A 24,341-nucleotide genomic window follows, 5' to 3' on the forward strand; every position below is an offset into this window, starting at 1 on the left:
ATGTCCAAGACGGTCATGGTCGTGGACGATTCGGCTTCGGTGCGCCAGGTCGTCACGATCGCGCTCAAGGGCGCCGGTTACGAGGTGGTGGACGCCGTGGACGGCCAGGACGCCCTGCGCAAGCTCACCGGGCGGCGGGTCCACCTCATCATCTCCGACGTCAACATGCCCAACATGGACGGCATCACGCTGGTCGGGGAGATCCGCAAGCAGCCCGACCACCGGTTCACGCCGATCATCATGCTGACCACCGAGTCGCAGGAGGAGAAGAAGCGCCAGGCGCAGGCGGCCGGGGCCAAGGCGTGGGTCACCAAGCCGTTCCAGCCGGCGCAGATGCTCGCCGCCGTGTCGAAGCTCATCGCGCCATGACCTCGACTCTGCAGATCGAGGGCGAGCTCACGATCCTCACGGCGAGCGAGCACCACGAGCGGCTGCTGCAGGCGTTCGGCGACGGGGACGTCGAGGTCGGGTTGTCGGGCGTCACCGACCTCGACACCGCCGGCCTGCAGGTGCTGCTGCTGGCCCGGCGGGAGGCCCGGCGCCGGGGCGTGGTGCTGCGGCTGGCCGGGCTCTCGCCCGCGGTACTGGACGTGCTCGCCCTGGCCCGGCTGACCCCGGAGCTGGAGGCGGCGGCGTGAACGAGGACGACATCCGCGACGCGCTCGACACGTTCATCACCGAGGCGCGCGAGCTGGTGCAGGACTTCGAGGAGGGGCTGCTGGAGCTCGAGTCGGCGCCCGACGGCCCGGAGGCGGTCAACGCGCTCTTCCGGGCCATGCACACGCTCAAGGGCTCCTCCGGGCTGTTCGGCCTCAACCACCTCGTGTCGTTCACGCACGTGCTCGAGTCGGTCCTCGACGACCTGCGCGACGGGCGGCTGCAGGTCAGCGCCGACCTCGTGAGCGCGCTGCTGCCGTGCGCCGACCACATCACCGCGCTGGTCGACGCGGTCGCCGCCGGGCGCGGCGAGCCCGGCGCGGCCGAGCAGGAGATGAGCGCCCGGCTGCTGGCCGGCCTGGCCCCGTTCCGGGCCGACGAGGCGCCGGCCGCGGCCGGGGACGCCGGCGCGGCGGCCGGCGGCGGGCCGCGGTCCTGGCTGCTGAGCCTGTGGTTCGGCCCCGACTGTCTGCGCAACGGGATGGATCCGCTGTCGTTTCTGCGGTATCTCACGACGCTGGGCACGATCGCGCGGATGGTCACCCGCACCGACGCCCTGCCGCGCGCCGATGAGGCCGACCCGGAGGTCTGCTACCTCGGCTTCGACCTCGAGTTCGTCACCGCGGCGGCGAAGGCCGAGATCGAGGACGTGTTCGAGTTCGTCCGCGAGGACAGCACGATCCGCATCCTGCCCGCGGACGGGGCGGCGGAGCTCATCGAGTCGCTGCCGGAGTCCGACCGGCTGGGCGACCTGCTGCGCCGCGGCGGCGTCGTCACCGACCTGGAGCTGGCCAAGGCGCTGCAGCTGCAGCACGAGGGCGCCGGGGCCGGGCGGCCGCTCGGCGAGATCCTCGTCGAGGAGCAGATCGTCCAGCAGCCGGTCGTCGACGCCGCGCTCAACCGCCAGCGCAAGAGCGCCGAGGGCCGTCAGCAGGACAACCAGACGATCCGGGTGTTCGCCTCCCGCCTCGACAAGCTCATCGACCTCGTCGGCGAGCTGGTGATCGCCCAGGCCGGCGTCGGCGCGGCCGACGGCGTGTCGGAGGAGCAGGCGCACGTGATGCGGCTGGTCGAGGAGGTCCGGCACACCGCGCTGTCGCTGCGGATGGTGCCGATCGGCACGACGCTGCGCCGCTTCGAGCGGGTCGTGCGCGACGTGAGCGTCGAGCTGGGCAAGGAGGTCGACCTCGTCATCACCGGCGGCGACGCCGAGATGGACAAGGCCCTCGTCGAGCGCATCGGCGACCCGCTGCTGCACCTGGTCCGCAACGCCCTCGACCACGGCATCGAGACGTCGCAGGAGCGGCAGCGGCGCGGCAAGTCCCCGCGCGGCCGGCTGTCGCTCAACGCCGCCCACGACGGCGGCAGCATCGTCATCGAGGTCTCCGACGACGGCCGCGGCCTGGACCGGGACCGGATCTTCGCCAAGGCCGCCGAACGGGGCCTGGTGAGCCGCACCGACGTGCTCAGCGACCAGGAGGTCTACGCGCTCATCTTCGAGCCCGGGTTCTCCACCGCCGAGGCCGTGTCCAACCTGTCCGGCCGCGGCGTCGGCATGGACGTCGTGCGCGGCGCCGTGACCGCCCTGCGCGGCAGCATCGACGTGCAGACCACGCCCGGCGCGGGCACCGCGATGCAGATCCGGCTGCCGCTCACCCTGGCCATCATCGACGGGTTTCTGGTCAACGCCGGCGAGTCGCACTTCATCATCCCGCTGGACCGGGTCGTGGAGTGCGTGGAGCTGCCGCCCGGCGCCGAGCACCGCTCCTTCATGCACCTGCGCGAGCAGGTGCTGCCGTTCGTACGGCTGCGCGAGGTCTTCGGCCTGGCCGGGCGGGCGCCGCGGCGGCAGTCGGTCGTGGTCATCGAGCACGCCGGCCAGCGCGCCGGGTTCGTCGTCGACCAGCTCCTCGGGCAGTCGCAGACGGTCATCAAGCCGCTGGGCAAGCTGTTCCAGGACGTGCGCTGCGTCAGCGGCTCGACCATCCTCGGCAACGGCGACGTCGCCCTGATCCTCGACATCGACGCGCTGGTCTCCCAGCACATCGCGCGGGACCGGCAGGCTCAGAACCGGTCGAACTTGCTCTCGTCGATGCCGGCGTCGCCGGAGCGACCGGCCGCGGCGGAGACCAGCGCCGGCGCCGGGCGCTGAGCGGCGCGGCCGCTGCCGCCGAGGTGGCGGTGCGCGCCCCGGTCGAACGACGGCCGCCCGGTCAGCGCCCGCGCCGGCCCGTGCTCGTCCGTGACGAAGAACGTCATGAGGTCCTGCAGCTGGGCCGTCTGCGCCGCCATCTGCTCGGCGGTCGCGGCCAGCTCCTCGCTCGAGGAGGCCGTCTGCTCGGTGACCTTGCCGATCTGGGTCATCGCGATGTTGATCTGGCGCACGCCGGTCGCCTGCTCGTTGCTCGCCGCCGCGATCTCCTGCACGAGGTCGGAGGTGCGGGTGATGCTCGGGATGATCTTGCCGAGCAGGTCGCCGGCCCGCTCGGCCGTCTGCACGCTCTCCGCCGCCAGCTCGCTGATCTCCTGGGCGGCGATCTGGCTGCGCTCGGCGAGCTTGCCGACCTCGGTGGCCACGACGGCGAAGCCCTTGCCGTGCTCGCCGGCCCGGGCCGCCTCGATCGTCGCGTTGAGCGCCAGCATGTTCGTCTGGAACGCGATGTCGTCGATGATGCCGATCTTGCCGGTGATCTGCTTCATCGCGTCCACGGTGCGCTGCACGGCCTCGCCGCCCTCGTCGGCCTCGGTCGCGGCCTGCCCGGCGATGCCCTCCGTGGTGGTGGCGTTGTCGCTGTTCTGGCTGATGCTGGCGGTCATCTGCTCCATGCTCGAGGTGGTCTCCTCCACGCTGGCCGCCTGCTCGGTCGCGGCCTGCGACAGGCTCTGCGACGCCCCGCTGATCTGGTTGGAGGCGTTGGCGAGCTGGTGGGTTGAGTCCACGACGGTGCGGACGGTCTCCGAGAGCCGGTCCAGGGCGCTGTTGAGCGCGGCGCCCATCCGCCCGACCTCGTCCTGGCTGTCCACCGCCAGGCGCTGGTCGAGCCGGCCGCGGGCGAGCCCGGTGAGCACCTCGACGGTCTGACGCAGCGGCCGCGACACGGCCCGCACCACCACGGTGACCATGCCGAAGGTGATGACGATGGCGAGCAGCGTCAGCCCGATCAGCAGCAGCCGGGCCGAGTTGTAGTTGGACCGCGACACGTCCAGCGCGGCCTTCGCCGCCGTGTCCTGCTGCGCCACGAGGCTCTGGACGGCCGCGTCGATGCGCTGCACGATCGGCTCTACCTCCTCGCGGGTGATCCGGTTGAACTCGACGATATTGCCGGCGCGGGCGGCCGGGATCATCTTGCCGTTGAGGATCTTCTGGTAGTCCGACCACGCGGACTCGAAGTCGGCGCGGCTCTGCCTTGTCGCCGCGTCGTCGTTGTGTGCGACGAAGCCCTTCCAGCTGTCGTCGAGGCCCTTGGTCGCGTCGGCGATGCGCTGGGCGGCGGCGGCCTGCTCGCTGTCGCCCTGGGCCAGCGCGAGGCCGCGGACGTCGAAGCGCAGCTGCCGGTAGTCGGCCTGGGCCTCGCCGAGGTTCTGCACCGCTCGCAGGTTGCGGTTGTACAGCTCGTCGAGCCGGGTCTGGCTGCTGCCGAGGTACAGCAGGCCGATGAGCCCCACGGCGGCCAGCAGGGCACACACCACCACGGCGACGATGCGCAGCTTCCAGGCGACCGACACGTCCCGGAACACGGCCGTGACGGACCGGCGGCGCGGGCTCGGTGCTGTGGTCATGGCGGCAACCCTCCCGTTGTGGTGCGGTGTACACCACACCCATCGGACCTCAGGCCGGTCACCTGAGGTCCGATCACACGGGGTTTCGCCTCTGCGCCGCCGGTCAGGCCGCGGCGGTCTCGCGGGCCGGCGCCGCGTGCACCGGGCGGTTGCCCAGCAGCCGCTCGGCCAGCGGCGCGAACACCAGGCCGATGACGGCCCACAGCACCAGCTGGGCGCCGACGGAGTACAGCCGGAAGTGGAACAGCAGGTCGGCGTCGAAGCCCGGGAACACCAGGCTGCCGGCCTCGTTCTTCAGCGCCTGCGGCGTCTCGTCGAAGCCGGGCAGCAGCGCCATGAGCACGCCGACGGCCACGATGAACGCGCCGCCGGCGAGCAGGCTCGCGTTCCAGGTGCCGAACCGGTGGCGCAGCCGCTGCCCGAGGATGCCGGCCAGGATCATGAAGAGCACCGAGGCGAGCACCATGATCAGGTAGTAGGCGCTGCGCTGCCCGATCGTGTCCTCCTGCCCGACGGACGGTGGTTCGGCCGGGTACTTCAGGAACGGCACGAAGTACAGCGTCAGGAACCCGGCCCCGGCCAGCAGCACGGCCAGGCTGCGCGGCCGCAGGTTGCCGACCCGCCCCAGGCACACCATGTAGGCGACGGCGAACATCGCGCCCATGGCCAGCCCGAACAGGATCATGCCGACGCCGATGCCGACGTTGGCCTGGATCGCCCGGCTGAACAGCTCGTGGTCGTGCTCGCCGACCGCCATGCCGGCCGCCTCGTCCAGCGCGTGCTGGGCCCCGTCGCGGCCGGACTCGTAGTCGACGGCCTCGCCGATGAGCGGTTCGGCGAAGATCCGCGCGAACACGAACGCGACCAGCCCGGCGATCGCGCCGGCGAGGGCGCCGCGGAGGATGATCCGCTTCTCCATGGGGTCCGCCCCGCTCAGTGGCAGGGGAAGCCGAGGAAGTGGCGCCCGTCGTGCACGAACTCGTGCACGTGGGTGTCGTTGCCGAAGATCGACACCGCGCCCTGGTCGATGCCGACGAAGTAGTAGATGAGCGCGGCCAGCGCGGCGGTGCCGACGAGCCAGACCAGCGACCGGGACAGCGGGATGACGACCGGCGTCGCGGCGGCGGGGGTCGTGGTGGACGACGAGCTCACGGAGAGCCTCCTTCGGGGATCAAGCGTCCCACTCGTGTAGTGGCGAGCGACGGCGGAGGGTCTGACTCACCGACCACCCTGGCGGGGCGGGCGGCTCACAGTGGCGCGACCGTGCCGGGCTTGCACCGGCTTCCTGTCACCGTCGATGGGCCGAACGCTACGGCCCGTAGCGGGAACCGTCAATCACCCGGCGGCCCCCAGGTGGCGCAGCATGTCACAGCGGCGCGACGCCCGCCCGGTCCCGGCGGTGTTTTGTGGCGTACATCGCGATGTCCGCGTCGCGCAGCAGCGCCTCGGCCTGCGCGAGGGGTCCGTGGGCCACGCCGATGCTGGCCCGGATCGGCACCCGGGCCGCCTCGATCGGCACCGGCTCGGCGAAGGACTCGTGCAGCCGCGGCACGAGGTCGTCGGCGTAGGCCCGCGAGGTGCCCGGCAGCAGCACCGCGAACTCGTCCCCGCCGAGGCGGGCCACCGTGTCGCCGGCCCGCACGCAGCCGCGCAGCCGGTCGGCGACCGCCCGCAGCAGCGCGTCCCCGGCGTGGTGGCCGAGGGTGTCGTTGACCGTCTTGAAGCCGTCGAGGTCGATGATGAGGATGGCCGCGGTGCCGCCGGCCTCGGCGATGCGCTCGGCGAACAGCGCCCGGTTGGCCAGCCCCGTCAGCGGGTCGTGGGTCGCCTCGTGACGCAGCCGGTCCTGGAACGCGACGACCTCGGCGAGCAGCCGGGCGTTGTCGGTGAACGCGACGAGCTGGCGGCTCACGACGAACCCGGTGACGAGCACGACCCCGGCCACGACACCCCAGACCCGCACGCCCAGCGTCCCGCCGGACAGCGCGACGATCAGCAGGGCGAAGACGCCGGCGACGCCGAAGTACGGCAGCAGGCTGTAGGGACGGGACCGGCGGCGGGCCAGGATGTCCGGGTCGGCGCGCAGGTTCACCTCGTTGATCCGCGGCACCGCGGCCAGCAGCACGCACGGCAGCAGCCGGGCGAGCATGGCCACCTCGGGGCCGGCCACCCCGACCAGCGCCGGGGTCAGCCCGGTGCTCAGGCCGACGAGCACGCCGGCCAGCCCGGCGCACCACCCGGCGATCGGGGTGAACGGCATGTTGCGCCCGAGGATGAGCTTCACCAGCCCGAACGACCCGGCGAGGCTGGCCCCGGCGGAGGCGAACGGCAGCAGCACGGCCATGCCGCCCTCGCGCACGTCGACGGAGGGGGAGAGGTACCACACGAAGACCGCCGTCGCCGCGACCACGGTGGCCGCGTCGAGCACGAACCGCAGCTTCTCCCGACCGCTCGTGCGCGTCGGGTGCTGCACCATCGCCAGCAGGCACACCAGCGACCCCAGCGTCACCAGCGCCGACTGCACCGGCCCGCCCTGCACCATGCCGTCGACCGGGTGCGCGAACGTCGCCGCGCCCTGGACGGTGTCGGCCACCGTGAACAGCACGGCGCCGGCCGAGATGATCCGCCAGAACCGCCGCATCGAGCGGTCCACGCCGGCCAGCGCGCTCATCCGGGCGCACATGATCGCGAACGCGACGTCGAGCAGCACCTGGATCGGCCAGAACAGCGCGAGCTTGGCCGCGGCGCCGGCGCCGGGCATGAGGTACCACACCAGGCACACACCGCCGAGCGCGACGAGCCCGCGCAGGACCGGGTCGCGCAGCATGGCGCCCGAGGACGCCCGGTCACGCGGTGTGCTCACGGCCCTCCCTCGCTCCGCCGGGTACCGACTGCGCTGTCTCAATCGTCCATACGGCTCCGGAGCTGAGAGGGATCACGGTTGTACCGGCTCCGCGCTTCGTGCGGCCCCGCCGGCATTCTTGACGCGTTCTTAACGCCCCGCGTGGGGCAACCGGCCGGGAGTTGGTGGCTCAATACAGGGCGGGGCTCGAGAACGGGAGGAGGCCGGTTCAGCGTGTCGACGACCGTTGCGCCCGGGCGTGTGAAGGGTGGGCCGGTGCGCGACTGGCTGCTCTCCGGTCTGTCGGAGCGGTCACTGCAGCACCAGGGGCCGCACGCGCGGCCGCCCGAGGACAAGACGCACGCCTGGTGGAAGGTCATGTGCCTCACCGGCGTGGACTACTTCTCCACGCTCGGCTACCAGCCGGGCATCGCGGCGCTGGCCGCGGGGGTGCTCTCCCCGATCGCCACGGCCGTGCTCGTGCTCGTCACGCTGCTGGGGGCGCTGCCGGTGTACCGCCGGGTGGCCGTCGACAGCCCGCACGGCGAGGGCTCGATCGCGATGCTGGTGCGGCTGCTGACGTACTGGCAGGGCAAGCTCTTCGTCCTGGTGCTGCTCGGCTTCGCCGCGACCGACTTCATCATCACCGTGACGCTGTCGGCGGCGGACGCGACGGCGCACATCAACGAGAACCCGTTCTGGCCGGCGAGCCTGCACGGCCATCCGGTCATCGTCACCCTGGTGCTGGTGGGGCTGCTGGGGGCGGTGTTCCTGAAGGGCTTCACCGAGGCGATCGGGATCGCGGTCGGGCTGGTCGGGGTGTACCTGGCGCTCAACGCCGTCGTCGTCGCCGACGGGCTGTGGCGCGTCGTGAGCCACCCGGCGGCGGTGGGCGACTGGACCGCGGCGCTGACCGCCCAGCACGGCGACCCGTTCATGATGGTCGCGATCGCGCTGCTCGTCTTCCCGAAGCTGGCCCTCGGGCTGTCCGGGTTCGAGACCGGGGTGGCGGTGATGCCGCACGTCAAGGGCGACCCGGGCGACACCGAGGAGCACCCGGCGGGGCGCATCCGCGGCGCCCGGAAGCTGCTCACCACGGCCGCGGCCATCATGAGCGTCTTCCTCATCTCCAGCAGCATCGTCACCACCGTGCTCATCCCGGCCGACGCGTTCAAGCCCGGCGGCGCCGCGAACGGCCGGGCCCTGGCCTACCTGGCGCATCAGAACCTCGGCGGCGGGTTCGGCACGGTGTACGACCTCGCCACCATCGCCATCCTCTGGTTCGCCGGCGCCTCGGCCATGGCGGGCCTGCTCAACCTCGTGCCGCGCTACCTTCCGCGCTACGGCATGGCGCCCACCTGGGCCCGTGCCGTGCGGCCGCTGGTCCTCGTGTTCACCGCGGTCGCGTTCCTCATCACCGTCTGGTTCGGCGCCGACGTCGACGCGCAGGGCGGCGCCTACGCCACCGGCGTGCTCGTGCTCATCACGTCGGCCGCGGTCGCCGTCACCCTGTCGGCCCGCCGGCGCCGCCAGCGCGCGAAGACCGTGGGCTTCGGCCTCATCACGGCCGTCCTGGCGTACACCACCGTCGACAACGTCGTCGAACGCCCCGACGGCGTGAAGATCGCCGCCTGCTTCATCGGCGGCATCATGGCGGTGTCGCTGCTGTCGCGGCTGTACCGGGCGTTCGAGCTGCGGGTCACCCACGTGGAGACCGACCCGGTGGCCGAGCGCTTCATCCACGAGTGCGCCCGCCGCTCGATCCGCCTGGTGGCCAGCGAGCCGGACCGCCGCGACGCCGGGGAGTACCGCGACAAGCTCGCCCAGATCACCGCGGACAACGACCTGCCGGACCCGAACGACATCATCTTCGTCGAGGTCGAGGTCACCGACCCGTCGGAGTTCGAGGCCGACCTGCGCGTGCGCGGCGCGGTGGTCCACGGGCGCTACCGCGTCCTGGTCATGGAGAGCTCGTCGGTCCCCAACGCCCTGGCCGCGCTGCTGCTGCACATCCGCGACCGCACCGGCCGCCGCCCGCACATCTACTTCGAGTGGACCGAGGGCAACCCGGCGCTGAACTTCCTGCGCTACCTGGCGTTCGGCCAGGGCGAGGTCGCCCCGGTGACCCGGGAGATGCTGCGCCGCTCCGAGCCGGACCGCGGCCGGCGGCCCCACGTCCACGCGGGTTAGGGCTGGTAGCGGTAGCCCATCGCCGGCTCGGTCAGCAGGTGCCGCGGGCGGGACGGGTCGTGCTCGAGCTTGCGGCGCAGCTGGGTCATGTACTGGCGCAGGTAGTGGGTCTCCCCGACGTACGTCGGGCCCCACACGTGCCGCAGCAGCTCCCGGCGGCCGACCAGCCGGCCGGGGTTGCGCACCAGCAGCTCCAGCATCCGCCACTCGGTGCGGGTCAGGTGCACCCGCTCGCCGCTGCCGTCGGCGCGGCGCACGTCGCGCGCGGCCACGTCGACCTCGTAGTCGCCGATGCGCACCGCGGGCGTCAGCTCCGGCTCGGGGCGGCGGCGGGACACGGCGCGCAGGCGGGCCAGGAGCTCGTCGACGCTGAAGGGCTTCGTGACGTAGTCGTCGGCGCCGGCGTCGAGCGCGGCGACCTTCTCGGAGCTGCCGAGGCGGCCCGACAGCACGACGACCGGGACCGGGGTCCAGGCGCGCAGGGAGCGCAGGACCTCGAGGCCGCCGATGTCGGGCAGGCCGAGGTCGAGCACGACGACGTCGGGGTGCTGCTCGGCCGCGGCGCGCAGGGCGGTCGTGCCGTCGCCCGCCGTCACCACGTCGTACTCGCGGGCCTGCAGGTTGATCCGCAGGGCGCGCAGCAGCTGGGGCTCGTCGTCGACGATGAGGACGCGGGTGCGGGTCATCGGGGCTCGGTCTTTTCGGCGAGCAGGGTCAGGGTCATGGTGAGGCCGCCGCCGGGGGTGTGCTCGGGCTGCAGGGTGCCGCCCATCGCCTCGGCGAGGCCGCGGGACAGGGCCAGGCCAAGGCCGACGCCGGTGGCGTTGTCGCGGTCGCCGAGGCGCTGGAAGGGCTGGAAGACCCGCTCCCGGTCGGCGGAGGGGATGCCGGGGCCGTGGTCGACGACCCGGATCTCGACGCGGCCGGCGTGCTCGCTGGCGCTCATCGACGGCGGGCGGTCCGGCGGGCTGTGGCGAAGCGCGTTGGCGAGCAGGTTGACCAGGATCCGCTCGAGCAGGGCCGGGTCGGCGCGGACCTCGGGCAGCAGCTCGGGGACGCTGAGCGCGACGGCGGCGTCGAGGTCGTCGGCGGCGCGGGGCAGGGCGTCGGCCAGGTCGACCGGCTGCATCGTCATCGCGAGGGCGCCGGCCTGCAGGCGGGACATGTCGAGGAGGTTCTCGACGAGCCGGGTGAGCTTGTCGAGGGACTCCTCGGCGGTGGCCAGCAGCTCCTCGGTGTCGGCCGGGGAGAACGCGACGTCGGGGCTGCGCAGGCTGCCGACGGCGGCCTTGGCCGAGGCGAGCGGGGTGCGCAGGTCGTGGCTGACGGCCGAGAGCAGCGCGGTGCGCAGCCGGTCGACCTCGGCGAGGGTGCCGGCCTCGGCGGCCTGCTCGGCGAGGCGGCGCTGGCGCAGGGCGATGGCGGCGTGGGCGGCGAAGGCCTCGACGAGGCGGCGGGCCGCGGCGGGCAGGGCGTGGCCGCGCAGGACGAGGGAGACGTCCTCCTCGACGGGCACCTCGGCCTCGCCCTCGGACGGCGAGGTGCACGGCGGCCCGCCGACGGTGGCGGCGATGCGCCACGGTGCGTGCGGGCGGTCGCGTTCCAGCAGCGTGACGCTCGCCAGGTGGAAGGACTCCCGGACCCGTTCCAGCAGCGCCTCGAGGGGGTTGTCGCCGTGCAGGACGCTGCCGGCCAGCGTCGCCAGGGTCTGCGCCTCGGCCGAGGCGCGGGCGGAGTCGCGGGCGCGGCGGGCGGCCCGGTCGACGACGGTCGCCACGGCGACGGCGACGAAGACGAACGCCACGAGGGCGAAGACGTTCTCGCGTTCGGCGATCGTGAACTCGTACAGCGGCGGCGTGAAGTACCAGTTCAGCAGCAGGAAGCCGCCCACCGCGCAGATCAGCGCCGGCAGGAGGCCGCCGACCAGGGCCGCGGCGACGGCGAGGATGAGGTAGGCGAGGATGTCGCTGGGCAGCGCCATGTCGCCGCGCATCGCGCCCAGGGCCGCGGTCAGGGCCGGCAGCCCGGCCAGGGCGATCGCGACGCCGAGCAGCCGGCGGCGCAGGTCGAGGCCGGCGGCGGTGCCGGTGCGCCGCCACGGGAAGCGGCGCATGTGCTCGTGGGTGACGAGGTGCACGTCGATGGTGCCGGACTCGGCGGTGGTGGTGACGCCGACGCCGGGGGAGAGGATCTGGGCGAGGCGGCCGCGGCGGCTGGCGCCGAGGACGAGCTGGGTGGCGTTGACGCCGCGGGCGAAGTCGAGCAGGGCGCGGGGCACGTCGGCGCCGAGGACCTGGTGGTAGGTGCCGCCGAGGGACTCGACGAGCAGCCGCTGCCGGGTCAGGTTGGCCGGGTGGGCGTCGGCGAGGCCGTCGCCACGCACGACGTGGACGGCGAGGACGTCGGCGCCCTTGGTCCGCGCGGCGATGCGCGCCGCCCGCCGCACGAGCGTGTCGCCCTCGGGGCCGCCGGTGAGCGCGACGACCACCCGCTCGCGGGCCTCCCACGTCTTGTCGATGGCGTGGTCGGCCCGGTAGCGGTCCAGCTGCTCGTCGACCTTGTCGGCGAGCCACAGCAGCGCGAGCTCGCGCAGCGCGGTGAGGTTGCCGACGCGGAAGTAGTTGCCCAGCGCCGCGTCGATCTTCTCGGGCTTGTAGATGTTGCCGTGGGCCATGCGCCGCCGCAGGGCCTCCGGGGTCATGTCGACGAGCTCGATCTGCTCGGCCCGGCGCACGACCGCGTCCGGGATGGTTTCGCGCTGCGGTACGCCGGTGATGGCCTCGACCACGTCGTTGAGCGACTCGAGGTGCTGGATGTTGACCGTGGTGAGCACGTCGATGCCGGCGTCGAGCAGCACGTCGACGTCCTGCCAGCGCTTCGCGTGCAGGCTGCCGGGCACGTTGGTGTGGGCGAGCTCGTCGACCACGGCCACCTCGGGGTGGCGGGCCAGGACCGCGTCGAGGTCGAGCTCGGTGAAGGCGGCGCCGCGGTACTGCATGTCCTTGCGCGGCACGATCTCGAGCCCGTCGAGCATCGCCTGGGTGAAGGGGCGGTCGTGGGTCTCCACGAACCCGACGACGACGTCGGTCCCGCGGTCCTGGCGCCGCCGCCCCTCCTCGAGCATCTTGTAGGTCTTGCCGACGCCGGGCGCCGCACCCAGGTACACCCGCAGCGTCCCGCGCGCCGTCATGTCAGCTCCCGTCCAGGGCGAGGTTGAGTTGCAGGACGTTGACCGCCGGTTCCCCGATGAACCCGAGGGTACGGCCCTCGGTGTGCTCCTCGACCAGTCTGCGCACCTGCGCCTCGCTCAGGTGGCGCTCGGCCGCGATCCGCGGCACCTGCAGGTCGGCGTAGGCGACGCTGATGTGCGGGTCGAGGCCGCTGCCGCTGGCGGTGACCGCGTCGGCCGGCACCGCCGGGTGCTCCGGCGCGTCGCCGCGGATCGGGGTGGTGACGCCGTCGCCGTAGTCCCTGCCGGGCTCGGCGCACTGGACCGGCCGGCCCTGGTACTGCGCGATGAACGGCCTGGCCGGGCAGGCCTCCCCGAGGCTCACCGCGTGGTCCGGGTAGACCGCGAGGACGGCGCCTTCCCCGCCGGGCGTGCAGTAGGGCCGGGCCCCGTCGACGTGCTCGAGCTCGCCGACCGCCTTGCTGCGCTCGCAGACGAGGTTGAGCAGCTTGAGGTTCTCGGGCCCCAGGTTGCTCGCCGACGTCGCGGTCGGGTCGTAGCCTTCGCCGGCCGCGGACGGGCGGGACTGGAAGTACTGCCTGAGGGGTTTGCCGTCCTTGTCGGTGAAGGACTGCCCGATGAGGGCGCTGCCCTTGTTGCCGGCGAGGAGGGAACCGTCGGCGTGGTGGGCCAGGCCCGGTATGCGGGCGACGGCGACCATGAGCAGCGGGTAGGCCAGGCCGAGCACGATCGTCAGCACGATCAGGGCGCGCAGGGCGGCCAGGTGCTGGGCGAGCCACGATGGGAGGCGCATCAGGAGATCCCCGGGATGGACATGATGAAGAGGTCGATGAGCTTGATGCCGGCGAACGGCACGATGATGCCGCCGATGCCGTAGACCAGCAGGTTGCGCCGCAGCATGGCCGCCGCGGAGCTGGGCCGGTAGCGCACGCCGCGCAGCGCGAGCGGGATGAGCGCGACGATGACGAGGGCGTTGAAGATGACCGCGGACAGGACCGCCGAGGTCGGCGAGTGCAGCCGCATGATGTTGAGCCGGTCGAGGCCGGGGTAGATCGCGGCGAACATGGCCGGGATGATCGCGAAGTACTTGGCGATGTCGTTGGCGATGGAGAACGTGGTCAGGGCGCCGCGGGTGATGAGCAGCTGCTTGCCGATCTCGACGATCTCGATGAGCTTGGTCGGGTCGGAGTCGAGGTCGACCATGTTGCCGGCCTCCTTGGCGGCCGACGTGCCGGTGTTCATCGCCACGCCGACGTCGGCCTGCGCGAGGGCCGGGGCGTCGTTGGTGCCGTCGCCGGTCATCGCGACGAGCTTGCCGCCCTCCTGCTCCCGCTTGATGAGGGCCATCTTGTCCTCGGGGGTGGCCTCGGCGAGGAAGTCGTCGACGCCCGCCTCCTCGGCGATGGCCTTCGCGGTGAGCGGGTTGTCGCCGGTGATCATGACGGTGCGGATGCCCATGCGGCGCATCGCGTCGAACCGCTCCCGCATGCCCTGTTTGACGACGTCCTTGAGGTGGATGACGCCGAGGGTGCGGGCGGGCTCGCCCGGCGTGCGGGCCGCCACCACCAGCGGGGTGCCGCCGGAGGAGGAGACGGCGTCCACGATGGACCCGACCTCGGCCGTCGGGTGGCCGCCGTTGTCCCGGACCCACTTCATGACCGCGGTCGCGGCGCCCTTGCGGACCTCGCGGCCGTCGACGTCCACGCCGGACATGCGGGTGTTCGCGGTGAACGGCACCCACGCCGCACCGGACACGTCGCGTTCGCGCAGGCCGTGGTGCTCCTTGGCGTACACCACGATGCTGCGCCCCTCGGGGGTCTCGTCGGCGAGGGAGGACAGCTGGGCGGCCTCGGCGAGCTCGTCGATCGTGACGCCGTCGACCGGCAGCAGGTCGCCGGCCTGCCGGTTGCCCAGCGTGATGGTGCCGGTCTTGTCCAGCAGCAGCGTATTGACGTCGCCGGCCGCCTCGACCGCCCGGCCGGACATGGCCAGGACGTTGCGCTGCACGAGCCGGTCCATGCCGGCGATGCCGATCGCCGACAGCAGCGCGCCGATCGTCGTCGGGATCAGGCAGACCAGCAGCGACACCAGGACGATGCCGGTGACGCCGTCGGCGTTGAGCGCGGCGCTGTCCGGGGCGAACGCCTGGACGCTCTTCGAGAAGATCGCCAGGGGCTGCAGGGTCGCGACGGCCAGCAGGAAGATGATCGTCAGCGAGGCCAGCAGGATGTTGAGCGCGATCTCGTTCGGCGTCTTCTGCCGGTTCGCGCCCTCGACGAGCGCGATCATGCGGTCGATGAACGACTCGCCCGGCTTCTGGGTGATCTTCACGACGATCCGGTCGGACAGCACCTTCGTGCCGCCGGTGACCGCCGAGCGGTCACCGCCCGACTCGCGGATGACCGGCGCGGACTCGCCGGTGATCGCCGACTCGTCGACGGAGGCGATGCCCTCGATGACGTCGCCGTCGCCGGGGATCACCTGCCCGGCCTCGACCACGACGATGTCGCCCTGGCGCAGCTGCGGGGCCGGCACCTGCTCCTCGACGCCGTCGACGAGCCGGCGGGCCACGGTGTCCTGCTTGGCCCGCCGCAGCGTGTCGGCCTGGGCCTTGCCGCGGCCCTCGGCGACGGCCTCGGCGACGTTCGCGAACAGCACGGTCAGCCACAGCCAGACGGTGATCGCCCACGCGAACACGCTCGGGTGCAGCACGGCGAGCACGGTGGTGAACACCGACCCGACCTCGACGATGAACATGACCGGGTTGCGCCACAGCGTCGCCGGGTTGAGCTTGCGCAGCGCGTCCGGCGTGGACCGCCACAGCTGTGCCGGGTCCAGCAGACCGCCGGCGATCCTGCGCGGCGTCGGGGTGGTCATCGAATTCCTTCCGCAAGGGGGCCGAGCGCGACCGCCGGCAGGTACGTGAGCAGCACGACGACGACCGTGACGGCGACCACCATGCCGATGAACAGCGGTTGGTACGTCCGCAGCGTCCCCGTCGACGCCGGCACCGGCTGCTGGCGGGCGAGCGAGCCGGCCAGGCCGAGGACGAAGATGATGGGCAGGAACCGGCCGAGCAGCATGCACAGGCCCAGCGCGGTGTTGTAGAACGTCGTGTTGACGCTGATGCCGGCGAACGCGGAGCCGTTGTTGTTCGACGCCGACGTGAAGGCGTAGAGCACCTCGGACAGGCCGTGCGCGCCCGGGTTGGCCATCGACTCGCGGGCCTTCGCCGACCCCATCGCGATCGCCGTGCCGACCAGGACCAGCGCCGGCGTCGTGAGCAGGTACAGCGACGCGAACTTGATCTCCCGCGCGCCGATCTTCTTGCCGAGGTACTCGGGAGTGCGCCCCACCATGAGCCCGGCCACGAAGACCGTGATGACGGCGAGGATCAGCATGCCGTACAACCCGGAGCCCACCCCGCCGGGAGCGACCTCGCCGAGCATCATGTTCAGCATCGCGACCATGCCGCCCAGCGCCGTGTACGAGTCGTGGAACGAGTTCACCGCCCCCGTGGACGTCAGCGTCGTGGCCGCGGCGAACGTCGCCGACTGCGGCACGCCGAAGCGGGTCTCCACGCCCTCCGTGGCCGCGCCGACCGACGCCGGGACGGTGCCCGCGTGGTGGATCTGCAGCGCGTTGAGCGTGATGACGCTACCGATCGCCAGGATCGCCATGATGCCGGCGATCGCCAGGCCCTGGCGCTTGTCGCCGACCATGCGGCCGAAGACGCGCGGCAGGCAGAACGGGATCAGCAGGATCAGGAAGATCTCGAACCAGTTGGTCCAGCCGGTCGGGTTTTCGAACGGGTGGGAGCTGTTGGCGTTGTAGAACCCGCCCCCGTTCGTGCCGAGCTCCTTGATGACCTCCTGGGAGGCGACCGGCCCGCCGGTCACGTGCTGGGCGGCCCCGGCGAGGGTGGTCACGTCGGTGCCGCCGGACAGGTTCTGCACCACGCCGCCGGCGATGAGCACCAGCGAGCCGAGCACCGCCACGGGCAGCAGGATCCGCAGGCTCACGCGGACCAGGTCGACCCAGAAGTTGCCCAGCTGCTCGGTCCGGGACCGGGAGAAGCCGCGCACCAGGGCCACGGCGACGGCGACGCCGACCGCGGCGGAGGCGAAGTTCTGCACCGCGAGGCCGGCCATCTGCACGAGGTGGCCCATCGTGGACTCGCCGGAGTACGACTGCCAGTTCGTGTTCGTCACGAAGCTCACGGCCGTGTTCCACGCCTGGTCGGGTTTCACCGGGTCGAAGCCGAGGCTGAGCCACAGGTGGTTCTGCAGGCGCTGGAAGAGGTACAGGAAGAGGATCGACACCGCCGAGAACGCCAGGACGCTGCGCGCGTAGACACCCCACGACTGCTCGCCGTCGGGGTTGACGCCGACGGCGCGGTAGAGCACGCGTTCGGCGCGCAGGTGCCGCACAGACGTGATCGCCCGGTACATGTAGTCCCCGAAGGGCCGGTACAGCAGCGCCAGCACGAGGACCAGCGAGGCGATGAACAGCACGCCCGCCAGGGTGGGGCTCATCAGAACCGCTCCGGGAAGAGTAGGGCAGCGATCAGGAACGCGGTCAGGGCGACCGCGAGGACGAGGCCGACGAGGTTCTCGGCGTTCACAGCCGCTCCACCGCCCGCACCGCCAGGCCGAGGACCGCGAACAACGCGATCGTCAGCAGTACGAACACCACATCAGCCACTGGGGCTTGCCTCCTTGTGTGCGCGGATCGTCGACGCGAACTCCTCGCCGTGCAGCCAGGCGCGCATGCGGACCACGTGCCGCCGGTGCCGCGCCGCCCGGTGCGAGCGCGCGCCCAGCCAGCCGGCGACGGCGACGCCGGCCAGCACGCCGAGCCGGACGACGTCCGCCGGGCCGTGCCAGGTCAGCTCGCCCAGCCGGTTCACCAGGAACCCGTCGAGCACCGACCAGGCGATCCCGGCCGTGGCGAGCGCGGCGGCGAGGTTCCCGCCGAACGCTCCGATCGCGGCGACGCACAGCGCCATCGCCACGAGCCGCGCCACCGGCTGCGACGGCGCGGTCGCCGCGGCGGCGAACAACGCCGTGGCGACGACCGCGGCCGAGCCCGCGGCGAGCGTGATGCCGGTCGGCGCGGCGTGCAGCCGCACCAGCCACCAGTTCTCGTGCATGTCGCACCCGCTTCGACACTCGCGCCGAGGGCCTTCCGTCCGGCCCGCTGCAAGTGAAGACCCGGGCACCGGCGCCGCCCAGACGTCTTGACGGAATCCCTACGCCCGCCGTGGGGTTCTTGACGCACTCTTAACGCCGCCCGGGTCTCCGGGCGGCGTCAGGGGGCGGGAAGCGTCCCGGGTCAGGCGCGGAAGCGGGCGACCTCGTGCTGGAGCCGCGCCGCCAGCTGCGACAGCTGGGTGACCGTGGTGTCGGCCTCGGTGAGGACCGACGTGGTGGCCTGGGTGGTCTGGGCGACGCCCGCGATGTTGCCGGCGATGTTGTTCGCGCCGCCGGCGGCCTCGCTCACGCTGCGGCTCATCTCCGCCGTGGTGGCGGTCTGCTCCTCGACCGCGGACGCGATCGTCAGCTGGTAGTCGTTGATCCGGGCGATGATCCGGCTGATCTCGCCGATCGCGGAGACGGCGTTGCCCGTGTCCGCCTGGATCGCCTCGACCCGCCGCGAGATGTCCTCGGTGGCCCGGGCCGTCTCCTGGGCGAGCTCCTTCACCTCGTTCGCCACGACGGCGAAGCCCTTGCCGGCCTCGCCCGCGCGGGCCGCTTCGATGGTGGCGTTGAGCGCCAGCAGGTTGGTCTGCTCGGCGATCGAGGTGATGACCTTGACGACGTTGCCGATCTCGGCCGAGGAGTCGCCGAGCTTCGACACGGTCTGGTTCGTCGACTGGGCCACGCCGACCGCCTCGGCGGCGACCTGGGCGGCCTCGCCGGCGTTGCGGGCGATCTCGCGGATCGACGAGCCCATCTGCTCGGCGCCGGCGGCGACGGTCTGCACGTTGTGCGACACCGCGTCGGCCGCGCCCGCGGCGACGTCGGCCTGCCGGGCGGCGTCGCGGGCGTTCGTGGCGATGCGGCCGGTGATCGCGGTGAGCTGCTGCGAGCTCTGGCCGAGCGTCTGTGCGCCGCCGGTGATGGCGTTCACGGTGTTGCGCAGGCCCTCGCGGGCGTTGTTGACGGCGGTCGCCATCGCGCCGAGCTCGTCGCGGGCGTACACCTCGGCCGGCACGGTCAGGTCGGCCCCGGCGAGGGCGTGCAGGGCGCCGGCGACGCTGCCGAGCTGCCGGCGCAGGATGCGCGCGATCCAGGCGCCGGCCAGCAGCGCCGCGACGATCCCCAGGACGAGGATGGTGCCGATGAGCGTGCGGGCGCGGCCGTACGCGGCGTCGGCCTCGTTCGCGGTGGCCGTGGCCTCGTCGCTCTCGACGGTCTGCAGGTGCTCGATCGCGGCCTTGACCTGGTTTTCCAGGGAGTTGGCGGTCGCCACGATCTGGTCCTGGGGCGGCAGGGTGTAGCCGGCCGGCGGCGCCTCCAGGAAGAGGGTCACGTTGCGCAGGGAGCGGTACTTCGCGACGGCGGCGGTCACCTGCTCGAGGGCGGCCAGCCGGGCCGCCGAGCCGGCGGCCGCGATGCGGTAGGCCGCCGCGGCCGCGTCGACGGCGTTGTCGGCCTCCGCCACCGCGGCGCGGGACTGCTTGGCGTCCGCCGGGTCGTTGTTGGACGTGAAGACCGAGAACATGAGCGCGTTGCGGTACATGTCGGCGAGGCCGCCGCGCAGCCGGATGAGCTGCTGTGAGCTGTCGAGGTGGCGGCGCTTCATGTCGTGCAGGCCGGCGTTGAGGTCCGACATCCGCACGAGGGCCAGGACGCCGATGGCGGCGGCGACCACCGCCATGAGCAGGACCACGAGAAACGCCTTGGTGATGACGCCCCGGTCAGCCACCCACCCGGTGAACGCTCCCCGCCGTACGGTCACCGCGACGCCCTGTTGCGACATGGCACTGTCCCCCCGCCTTTGAGCATTACCAGCCCGATCGGCGGTGATTGCGGCCGCTTGAGGGCTTTTCCGGCGGTCACCTGGCGGCCGCTCTGGGTAGCCTTCGCGTTCCAGACGGTTGGTGGTGTCGGATCACGGACTACATAACCGATTGAGTCAGCACGGCCGTGCAGGATCCGTAGGCTCCGCGCAAGGGGAACTTACGCGCTGAATAATCTGTGCCGTCCCGAGCCGTGATCTAGGCTGCGTGGCGTGCTTGCCGACGTCCTCGCCCGCTACCGCGCCGCCGGCCCCGCCGAGGAGGCCGACGTCGCCCGCCTCCGCGCCCTGCTCGCCGGCGCGGACGACCCGTGGACGCGGGCGAGCCCGCTGCACGTCACCGGGTCGGCGCTGATCGTGCACCCGCCGACCGCGCGCGTGCTGCTGCGGTGGCACGAGCGGCAGGGCGCCTGGCTGCACGTCGGCGGCCACGCGGACCCCGGCGAGACCGACCCGCTCGCCGTCGCGCTGCGCGAGGGTCGCGAGGAGACCGGGCTGGGCGACCTCGCGCCCTGGCCGGACGCCGGGCTCGTGCACGTCGTGATCGTCCCGGTGAACGCGAAGGGCGACGAGCCGGCGCATGAGCACGCCGACGTGCGCCTGGTCCTGGCCACCGCGACCCCCGACGCGGCCCGCCCGGAGCGCCCGAGCGCCCCGCTGCGCTGGCTGACGGTGCCGGAGGCGCTGTCGGTGACGGCGGAGCCCAACCTGCGTGAGACGATCGCCCGGGCGGCCCGCCTGATGTCCACAGTGGACTACGAACGTGCTTAGGGGTAGTCCTGCGCGGGCGGCGGCTGGATGGTGCGCGCCCCGACGACGGATCGCCGGTTACCGCCGTCCGGGTTGAACCCTCGCGCCGCCCGTCCCGTACGCCCTGATGTGGGACGACAGCGGCGGCGCGTGACCTGGTGGCTGTCGGCGGCCGTGGCCGGCGTCGCCGCCGTGCTCCTCGGGCCGGCCGGGCCGGCCGGCGCGCACGCGGTGCTCAGCGACTCCAACCCGCCGCCGGGCTCGGTCGTGCCCGCGCTGCCCGCCGAGATCCGGCTCGCGTTCAACGAGCCCGTGCGGGCGGTCCCCGGCCGCACCGTGGTGGTCGGCCCGGACGGCAAGCGCATCAACGCCGGCGACCCGGCGGCGTCGCCGGGCGCGCTGTCCATCCGGCTGCGCTCCGCCGAGCCGCGGACCGGGACCTACGTCGTCTCCTACCGGGTGATCTCCGCCGACAGCCACCCGGTCTCCGGCTCGTTCAGCTTCTCGGTCGGCGCGCCGTCCGCCGGTCCGGTCGCCGCCGTGCCGACCGGCACCGATCCGGCCGTGCGGGCCGCGGTCCCGGCGGCCAGGTTCGCCGGCTACCTGGGGCTGGTCCTGCTGATCGGGCCCGCGGTGATGCTCGCGGTGTGGTACCCGCGCCGCCTGCCCCGGCGCGTCCCGCTGCGCCTGGCCCGGGCGGGCCTCGTCGCGGTGGCCGCCGGCACCCTTGCCGCGCTGTGGCTGCAGGCGCCGGCCGCCTCGGGCGCGGGACCGTTCGACGTGTCCCCGGCCGAGGTGCGCGACGTCGTGGCGAGCCCGTTCGGCCTCATTCTGCTCGGCCGGCTGCTCGCCGTCGCGGTCGCCGCGGCGCTGCTGGGCGGCCTGCGCCGCCGGCCCGGGTGGCGGCGCGGCACGGCGCTCGCCCTGACCGCGGCGGCGGGCCTGGCGACGTGGCCGCTCACGGGCCATCCGGTGGCCTCGCCGCACGCGGCGCTGCTGGTGGCGGCGGACGTCCTGCACCTGGCGGCGATGGGCCTGTGGATCGGCGGGCTGGTCTGCCTCTGGGCGGTGGTGCTGCGCCGGGCCGACCCGCGCGAGCTGCGGCTGATCCTGCCGTCGTGGTCGCGGTGGGCCATGGTCGCGGTGTACTGGCTGGTCGCCGCGGGTCTGGTGCAGGCGCTCGTGCAGGCCGGCGGCTGGGCGGCGGTCACCGGCAGCGCGTACGGCCGGGTCCTGCTGGCCAAGGCCGCCCTGGTGGTAGCGATGCTCGCCGCGGCCGCCGCCTCCCGCCGCCTGGTCCGGCGCGGGACCGCCACGGCGGCGCCGGCGCGGCTGCGCCGGACGGTCCGGGCCGAGGCCGCCGTCGCGCTCGCCGTGCTGGCCGCCACCGCCGTCCTCGTGCAGCTCAGCCCGGGCCGCACCGGCGACGTGGAGGCGGCCGCGGCCGCGCGGGCGGGCGGCTACACCGCGACGCTGACGAGCGCGCTCTATGCGGTGCAGCTCGAGGTGTACCCCGCGACGGTGGGCGAGTACAACAGCTTCCACGCCTACGTGTTCACGCCGGAGGGCCGGCCGCTGCCGGTCGCCGAGTGGACGGTGACGGCGGCGCTGCCGGAGCGCGGCATCGAGCCGATGCCCAACCCGGTCTTCACGCTCACCGGCAACCAGGGCCTGGGCAACCTGACGTTCCCGCTGCGCGGCGAATGGCGGCTCGCCATCACGCTGCGCGTATCGGACTTCGACCAGGCCACCGTCACCGCGCTTGTGCCGGTCGGCTGACTACTACGGCAAATCGTAGTAGAGTGGTGGCGGGCCGTGCCGGGTTCCGCCAACCATCCCCTTGGTCGCTGTGTCTCCGGCACGGCCCCGCTCGACGCGGCCGCGGTCGGCTACAGCGGCAGCAGCGCGGACGCCCAGGCGACATAGCGGTCGAACACCGCCAGGGCGGCCGGGGCGGCGAGGACCGCGGCGGTGGCGGCGACGATCGCGGCGCGGGCCGGCCAGGGCAGCGGCCGGGGCGGGTTCAGCAGGCGGTGCAGGCGCTCCAGGCTGTCGCCGCCGCCGGCGGCCAGCGGCCCGCCGGCCGGGCCGGGCGCCGGCTGGGCCAGCGTGACCAGCGCCCGGGCCAGGTCGATCCGCGCGGCGCTGCGGGCCGCGGCGTCGTCGGCGCACAGCTCCACCAGCCGGTCCATGTGGCGGCTGCCGAGCCGGAAGCAGGCCGGCCACGGGAACGCGGCCATGAGCAGCCGCATCCAGTGGACGAGCTCGTAGTGGTGGCCGGCATGGTGCGCGCGCTCGTGGGCCAGCACCGCGGCGAGCTGCGCGGACGGGAGGCGCTCGACGGCGGCCGAGGTGACGACGATCTCCGCCGCGCGGCCGGGCAGGCTGGGGCCGGGCATGAGGTAGGCGGCCGGTTCGGCGTGGCGCACCACGCTGGCACCGGGCAGCGGCGAGGGCACGGTCCCGAGCCGCACCGCCAGGCGCAGCTCGGCGCGGCGGGTGCGGGCGGCGGCGACCATCCGGCGGGCGTGGACGGCGAGCCGGGCGGTCAGGGCGAGCAGGCCGGCCAGCCCGGCGAGCGCCGCCGCCTGGGCCGGGCGGTGATGGCGGCCCAGCAGCGCGTCGAGGCAGATGTGCCAGGCCCCCTCGACCAGGTCGTGGGTCCGGTTCCAGTGCAGCGCCAGGGTCAGGCCGGTGAGCACCGCCGCGAGCAGCATCGCGCCGGACAGCCCGAGCCAGGCCCCGACGGCGAGCCGGGGCGCTCGCACCACCCAGCGCGCCGACGCCAGCCGGGGCGCGACCGCCAGGGCGAGCACCGCGGTGAACCCGGCCAGCAGCAGCGGGCTCACCGGCCGGCGATCCGGCGCTCGTAGGTGCGCAGCGCGGCCCGCAGCGCCGCGGCGTCGTCCAGGCTCATCCGGCCGACGAAGTGGGTCAGCGCCACCGCGCGGTCGCCGCTGTCGACGAGCGCGTCGTGCATGGCCCGGGCCACGTACTCCTCGCGGGTCAGGGCGGGCGTGTAGCGGTAGGCCCGGCCGTCGGGCTCGCGGGTGAGCCAGCCCTTGCGGTGCAGGTTGTCCAGGACGGTCATCACCGTGGTGTAGGCGAGCTCGCGGTGCCAGTCCAGCCCGGCCAGCGCCTCGCGGACCGTGGTCGGGGCGGGCCGCTGCCACAGCAGCTCCATGAGCGCCGCCTCAAGTTCCCCGAAACCTGCACCGCGTCATCGTACTTCGCAACGACGCCGGTTCGTAGGGGCGATCGAGTGGCACGTTTCGGGGAGGTTTTCCTACTAGCTGCGATAGTAGTGTGCTGGTCATCGGCGAGCGCGCCGAATTCCCCCGCATCGTGGAAGGACCACCCTGATGAGCGAGTACGGCGACCTCGAGTACAGCAACTTCCAGGCCGGCCAGGAGTCCGGCGAGCTCGATAAGCTGCACCAGGCGGCGGGCAGCGAGTCGGACTACGCGTCGCAGTTCGGCGTGTACGGCGAGGACCACAGCGCCTCGGAGTCCACCGACTTCAGCACCGGCCGGCACGTCGAGTTCGACGGCGCGGACGGCAGCCACTACGAGTCGACGGACTTCACGAACTACTCCAACGACTCGCACACCTCGGACTCGGTCTTCGCCGCCCAGGGCAGCGAGTCGGCACACACCGCGAGCTTCTCGGAGCTCGACGCGCTGCGGGCGCAGTTCGGCTCGAGCTTCGCCCAGGGCACCCAGCTGCACCTGGGCGAGGGCGACGGCGGGCTGTCCATCGCCTCGCACTGACCGCCCGCGCGCCGGGCGTTGCCCCGCGACCGGCGGCGCCCGGCGCACCGAGCAGGTCGGCCCCGGCGGGCCCGGCGGCCCCGCGACACGGTAGCGGGCCAGGCCGTGCAGCCGCACCGAGCGGCCCGCGGCCGCCTCG

General features: G+C 73.2%; 20 protein-coding genes and 1 pseudogene. 7 read left to right on the forward strand and 14 right to left on the reverse strand.

What is annotated here, in order from left to right:
* From ACQEVU_RS22935 to ACQEVU_RS22945, 3 genes are read left to right on the forward strand one after another with little or no spacing between them, the layout of a single operon-like run.
* Window positions 1–369, forward strand: coding sequence for a response regulator (locus tag ACQEVU_RS22935; RefSeq protein WP_433326737.1), 369 nt, complete (start codon window positions 1–3; stop codon window positions 367–369).
* Window positions 366–638, forward strand: coding sequence for an STAS domain-containing protein (locus ACQEVU_RS22940; protein WP_433326739.1), 273 nt, complete (start codon window positions 366–368; stop codon window positions 636–638). The genes ACQEVU_RS22935 and ACQEVU_RS22940 overlap by 4 nt, the downstream gene beginning before the upstream one ends.
* Complete coding sequence (locus ACQEVU_RS22945; RefSeq protein ID WP_433326741.1) at window positions 635–2,809, forward strand: chemotaxis protein CheA; 2,175 nt, start codon at window positions 635–637, stop codon at window positions 2,807–2,809. Before ACQEVU_RS22940 ends, ACQEVU_RS22945 begins: the two co-directional genes overlap by 4 nt.
* Here the strand turns inward: ACQEVU_RS22945 and ACQEVU_RS22950 are convergent.
* The 4 genes from ACQEVU_RS22950 to ACQEVU_RS22965 form a co-directional block, all read right to left on the reverse strand.
* Entirely contained in the window at window positions 2,722–4,437 is a 1,716-nt protein-coding gene (locus tag ACQEVU_RS22950; protein WP_433326743.1) for a methyl-accepting chemotaxis protein, read from the reverse strand. The genes ACQEVU_RS22945 and ACQEVU_RS22950 overlap by 88 nt on opposite strands.
* 103 nt (window positions 4,438–4,540) lie before the next feature.
* Complete coding sequence (locus ACQEVU_RS22955; RefSeq protein WP_433326745.1) at window positions 4,541–5,356, reverse strand: CbtA family protein; 816 nt, start codon at window positions 5,354–5,356, stop codon at window positions 4,541–4,543.
* A gap of 14 nt (window positions 5,357–5,370) precedes the next feature.
* On the reverse strand, window positions 5,371–5,589 hold the full coding sequence (locus ACQEVU_RS22960; RefSeq protein WP_433326747.1) for a CbtB domain-containing protein: 219 nt from the start codon (window positions 5,587–5,589) through the stop codon (window positions 5,371–5,373).
* A gap of 214 nt (window positions 5,590–5,803) precedes the next feature.
* Window positions 5,804–7,300, reverse strand: a complete 1,497-nt coding sequence (locus ACQEVU_RS22965) for a diguanylate cyclase domain-containing protein (RefSeq protein WP_433326749.1) — start codon at window positions 7,298–7,300, stop codon at window positions 5,804–5,806.
* A 255-nt stretch (window positions 7,301–7,555) separates the two neighbouring features.
* Here ACQEVU_RS22965 and ACQEVU_RS22970 point away from each other — a divergent pair, with 255 nt between their 5' ends.
* A complete protein-coding gene (locus ACQEVU_RS22970; protein WP_433326751.1) occupies window positions 7,556–9,469 on the forward strand; it encodes an amino acid transporter in 1,914 nt (637 codons plus the stop codon).
* On the opposite strand, the gene ACQEVU_RS22975 is transcribed toward ACQEVU_RS22970, so the two are convergent.
* The 8 genes from ACQEVU_RS22975 to ACQEVU_RS23010 all read right to left on the reverse strand — a co-directional run bounded on the left by ACQEVU_RS22975 (window position 9,466) and on the right by ACQEVU_RS23010 (window position 19,643).
* Window positions 9,466–10,155: a response regulator gene (locus tag ACQEVU_RS22975; RefSeq protein ID WP_433326753.1), complete on the reverse strand. Its 690-nt coding sequence runs from the start codon at window positions 10,153–10,155 to the stop codon at window positions 9,466–9,468. The genes ACQEVU_RS22970 and ACQEVU_RS22975 overlap by 4 nt on opposite strands.
* A complete protein-coding gene (locus ACQEVU_RS22980; RefSeq protein WP_433326755.1) occupies window positions 10,152–12,659 on the reverse strand; it encodes an ATP-binding protein in 2,508 nt (835 codons plus the stop codon). The genes ACQEVU_RS22975 and ACQEVU_RS22980 overlap by 4 nt, the downstream gene beginning before the upstream one ends.
* 1 nt (window position 12,660) lies before the next feature.
* On the reverse strand, window positions 12,661–13,452 hold the full coding sequence (locus ACQEVU_RS22985; protein WP_433326757.1) for a potassium-transporting ATPase subunit C: 792 nt from the start codon (window positions 13,450–13,452) through the stop codon (window positions 12,661–12,663).
* A complete protein-coding gene (gene kdpB, locus ACQEVU_RS22990; RefSeq protein ID WP_433326759.1) occupies window positions 13,452–15,536 on the reverse strand; it encodes a potassium-transporting ATPase subunit KdpB in 2,085 nt (694 codons plus the stop codon). Before kdpB ends, ACQEVU_RS22985 begins: the two co-directional genes overlap by 1 nt.
* Window positions 15,533–17,194 (reverse strand): potassium-transporting ATPase subunit KdpA, encoded by a 1,662-nt coding sequence (gene kdpA, locus ACQEVU_RS22995; RefSeq protein WP_433326761.1) that lies wholly within the window; start codon window positions 17,192–17,194, stop codon window positions 15,533–15,535. Before kdpA ends, kdpB begins: the two co-directional genes overlap by 4 nt.
* Window positions 17,194–17,283, reverse strand: a complete 90-nt coding sequence (gene kdpF / locus ACQEVU_RS23000) for a K(+)-transporting ATPase subunit F (protein WP_344617409.1) — start codon at window positions 17,281–17,283, stop codon at window positions 17,194–17,196. Before kdpF ends, kdpA begins: the two co-directional genes overlap by 1 nt.
* A gap of 72 nt (window positions 17,284–17,355) precedes the next feature.
* Window positions 17,356–17,811, reverse strand: a complete 456-nt coding sequence (locus ACQEVU_RS23005) for a hypothetical protein (protein ID WP_433326764.1) — start codon at window positions 17,809–17,811, stop codon at window positions 17,356–17,358.
* Between the two features lie 182 nt (window positions 17,812–17,993).
* A complete protein-coding gene (locus ACQEVU_RS23010; protein ID WP_433326766.1) occupies window positions 17,994–19,643 on the reverse strand; it encodes a methyl-accepting chemotaxis protein in 1,650 nt (549 codons plus the stop codon).
* A gap of 252 nt (window positions 19,644–19,895) precedes the next feature.
* On the opposite strand from ACQEVU_RS23010, the gene ACQEVU_RS23015 reads away from it, so the two are divergent.
* Both ACQEVU_RS23015 and ACQEVU_RS23020 read left to right on the forward strand, forming a co-directional pair.
* Window positions 19,896–20,453: an NUDIX hydrolase gene (locus ACQEVU_RS23015; protein WP_433326768.1), complete on the forward strand. Its 558-nt coding sequence runs from the start codon at window positions 19,896–19,898 to the stop codon at window positions 20,451–20,453.
* 129 nt (window positions 20,454–20,582) lie between these two features.
* Window positions 20,583–22,211, forward strand: coding sequence for a copper resistance CopC/CopD family protein (locus tag ACQEVU_RS23020; protein ID WP_433326770.1), 1,629 nt, complete (start codon window positions 20,583–20,585; stop codon window positions 22,209–22,211).
* A gap of 110 nt (window positions 22,212–22,321) precedes the next feature.
* Here ACQEVU_RS23020 and ACQEVU_RS23025 read toward each other — a convergent pair whose 3' ends face one another.
* Window positions 22,322–23,281 carry a M48 family metalloprotease gene (locus tag ACQEVU_RS23025; RefSeq protein WP_433326772.1) on the reverse strand — a complete coding sequence of 320 codons (960 nt, stop codon included), beginning with the start codon at window positions 23,279–23,281 and terminating at the stop codon, window positions 22,322–22,324.
* Window positions 23,278–23,625, reverse strand: a pseudogene (locus ACQEVU_RS23030) (BlaI/MecI/CopY family transcriptional regulator); the annotation flags it as partial. The pseudogene ACQEVU_RS23030 and the gene ACQEVU_RS23025, both read right to left, overlap by 4 nt.
* A gap of 169 nt (window positions 23,626–23,794) precedes the next feature.
* Here ACQEVU_RS23030 and ACQEVU_RS23035 point away from each other — a divergent pair.
* Window positions 23,795–24,202 (forward strand): hypothetical protein, encoded by a 408-nt coding sequence (locus ACQEVU_RS23035; protein WP_433326774.1) that lies wholly within the window; start codon window positions 23,795–23,797, stop codon window positions 24,200–24,202.
* The last annotated feature ends 139 nt before the right edge of the window (window positions 24,203–24,341 follow it).

The organism is Dactylosporangium sp. CA-139066 (assembly GCF_050936175.1).
Lineage (GTDB): Bacteria > Actinomycetota > Actinomycetes > Mycobacteriales > Micromonosporaceae > Dactylosporangium.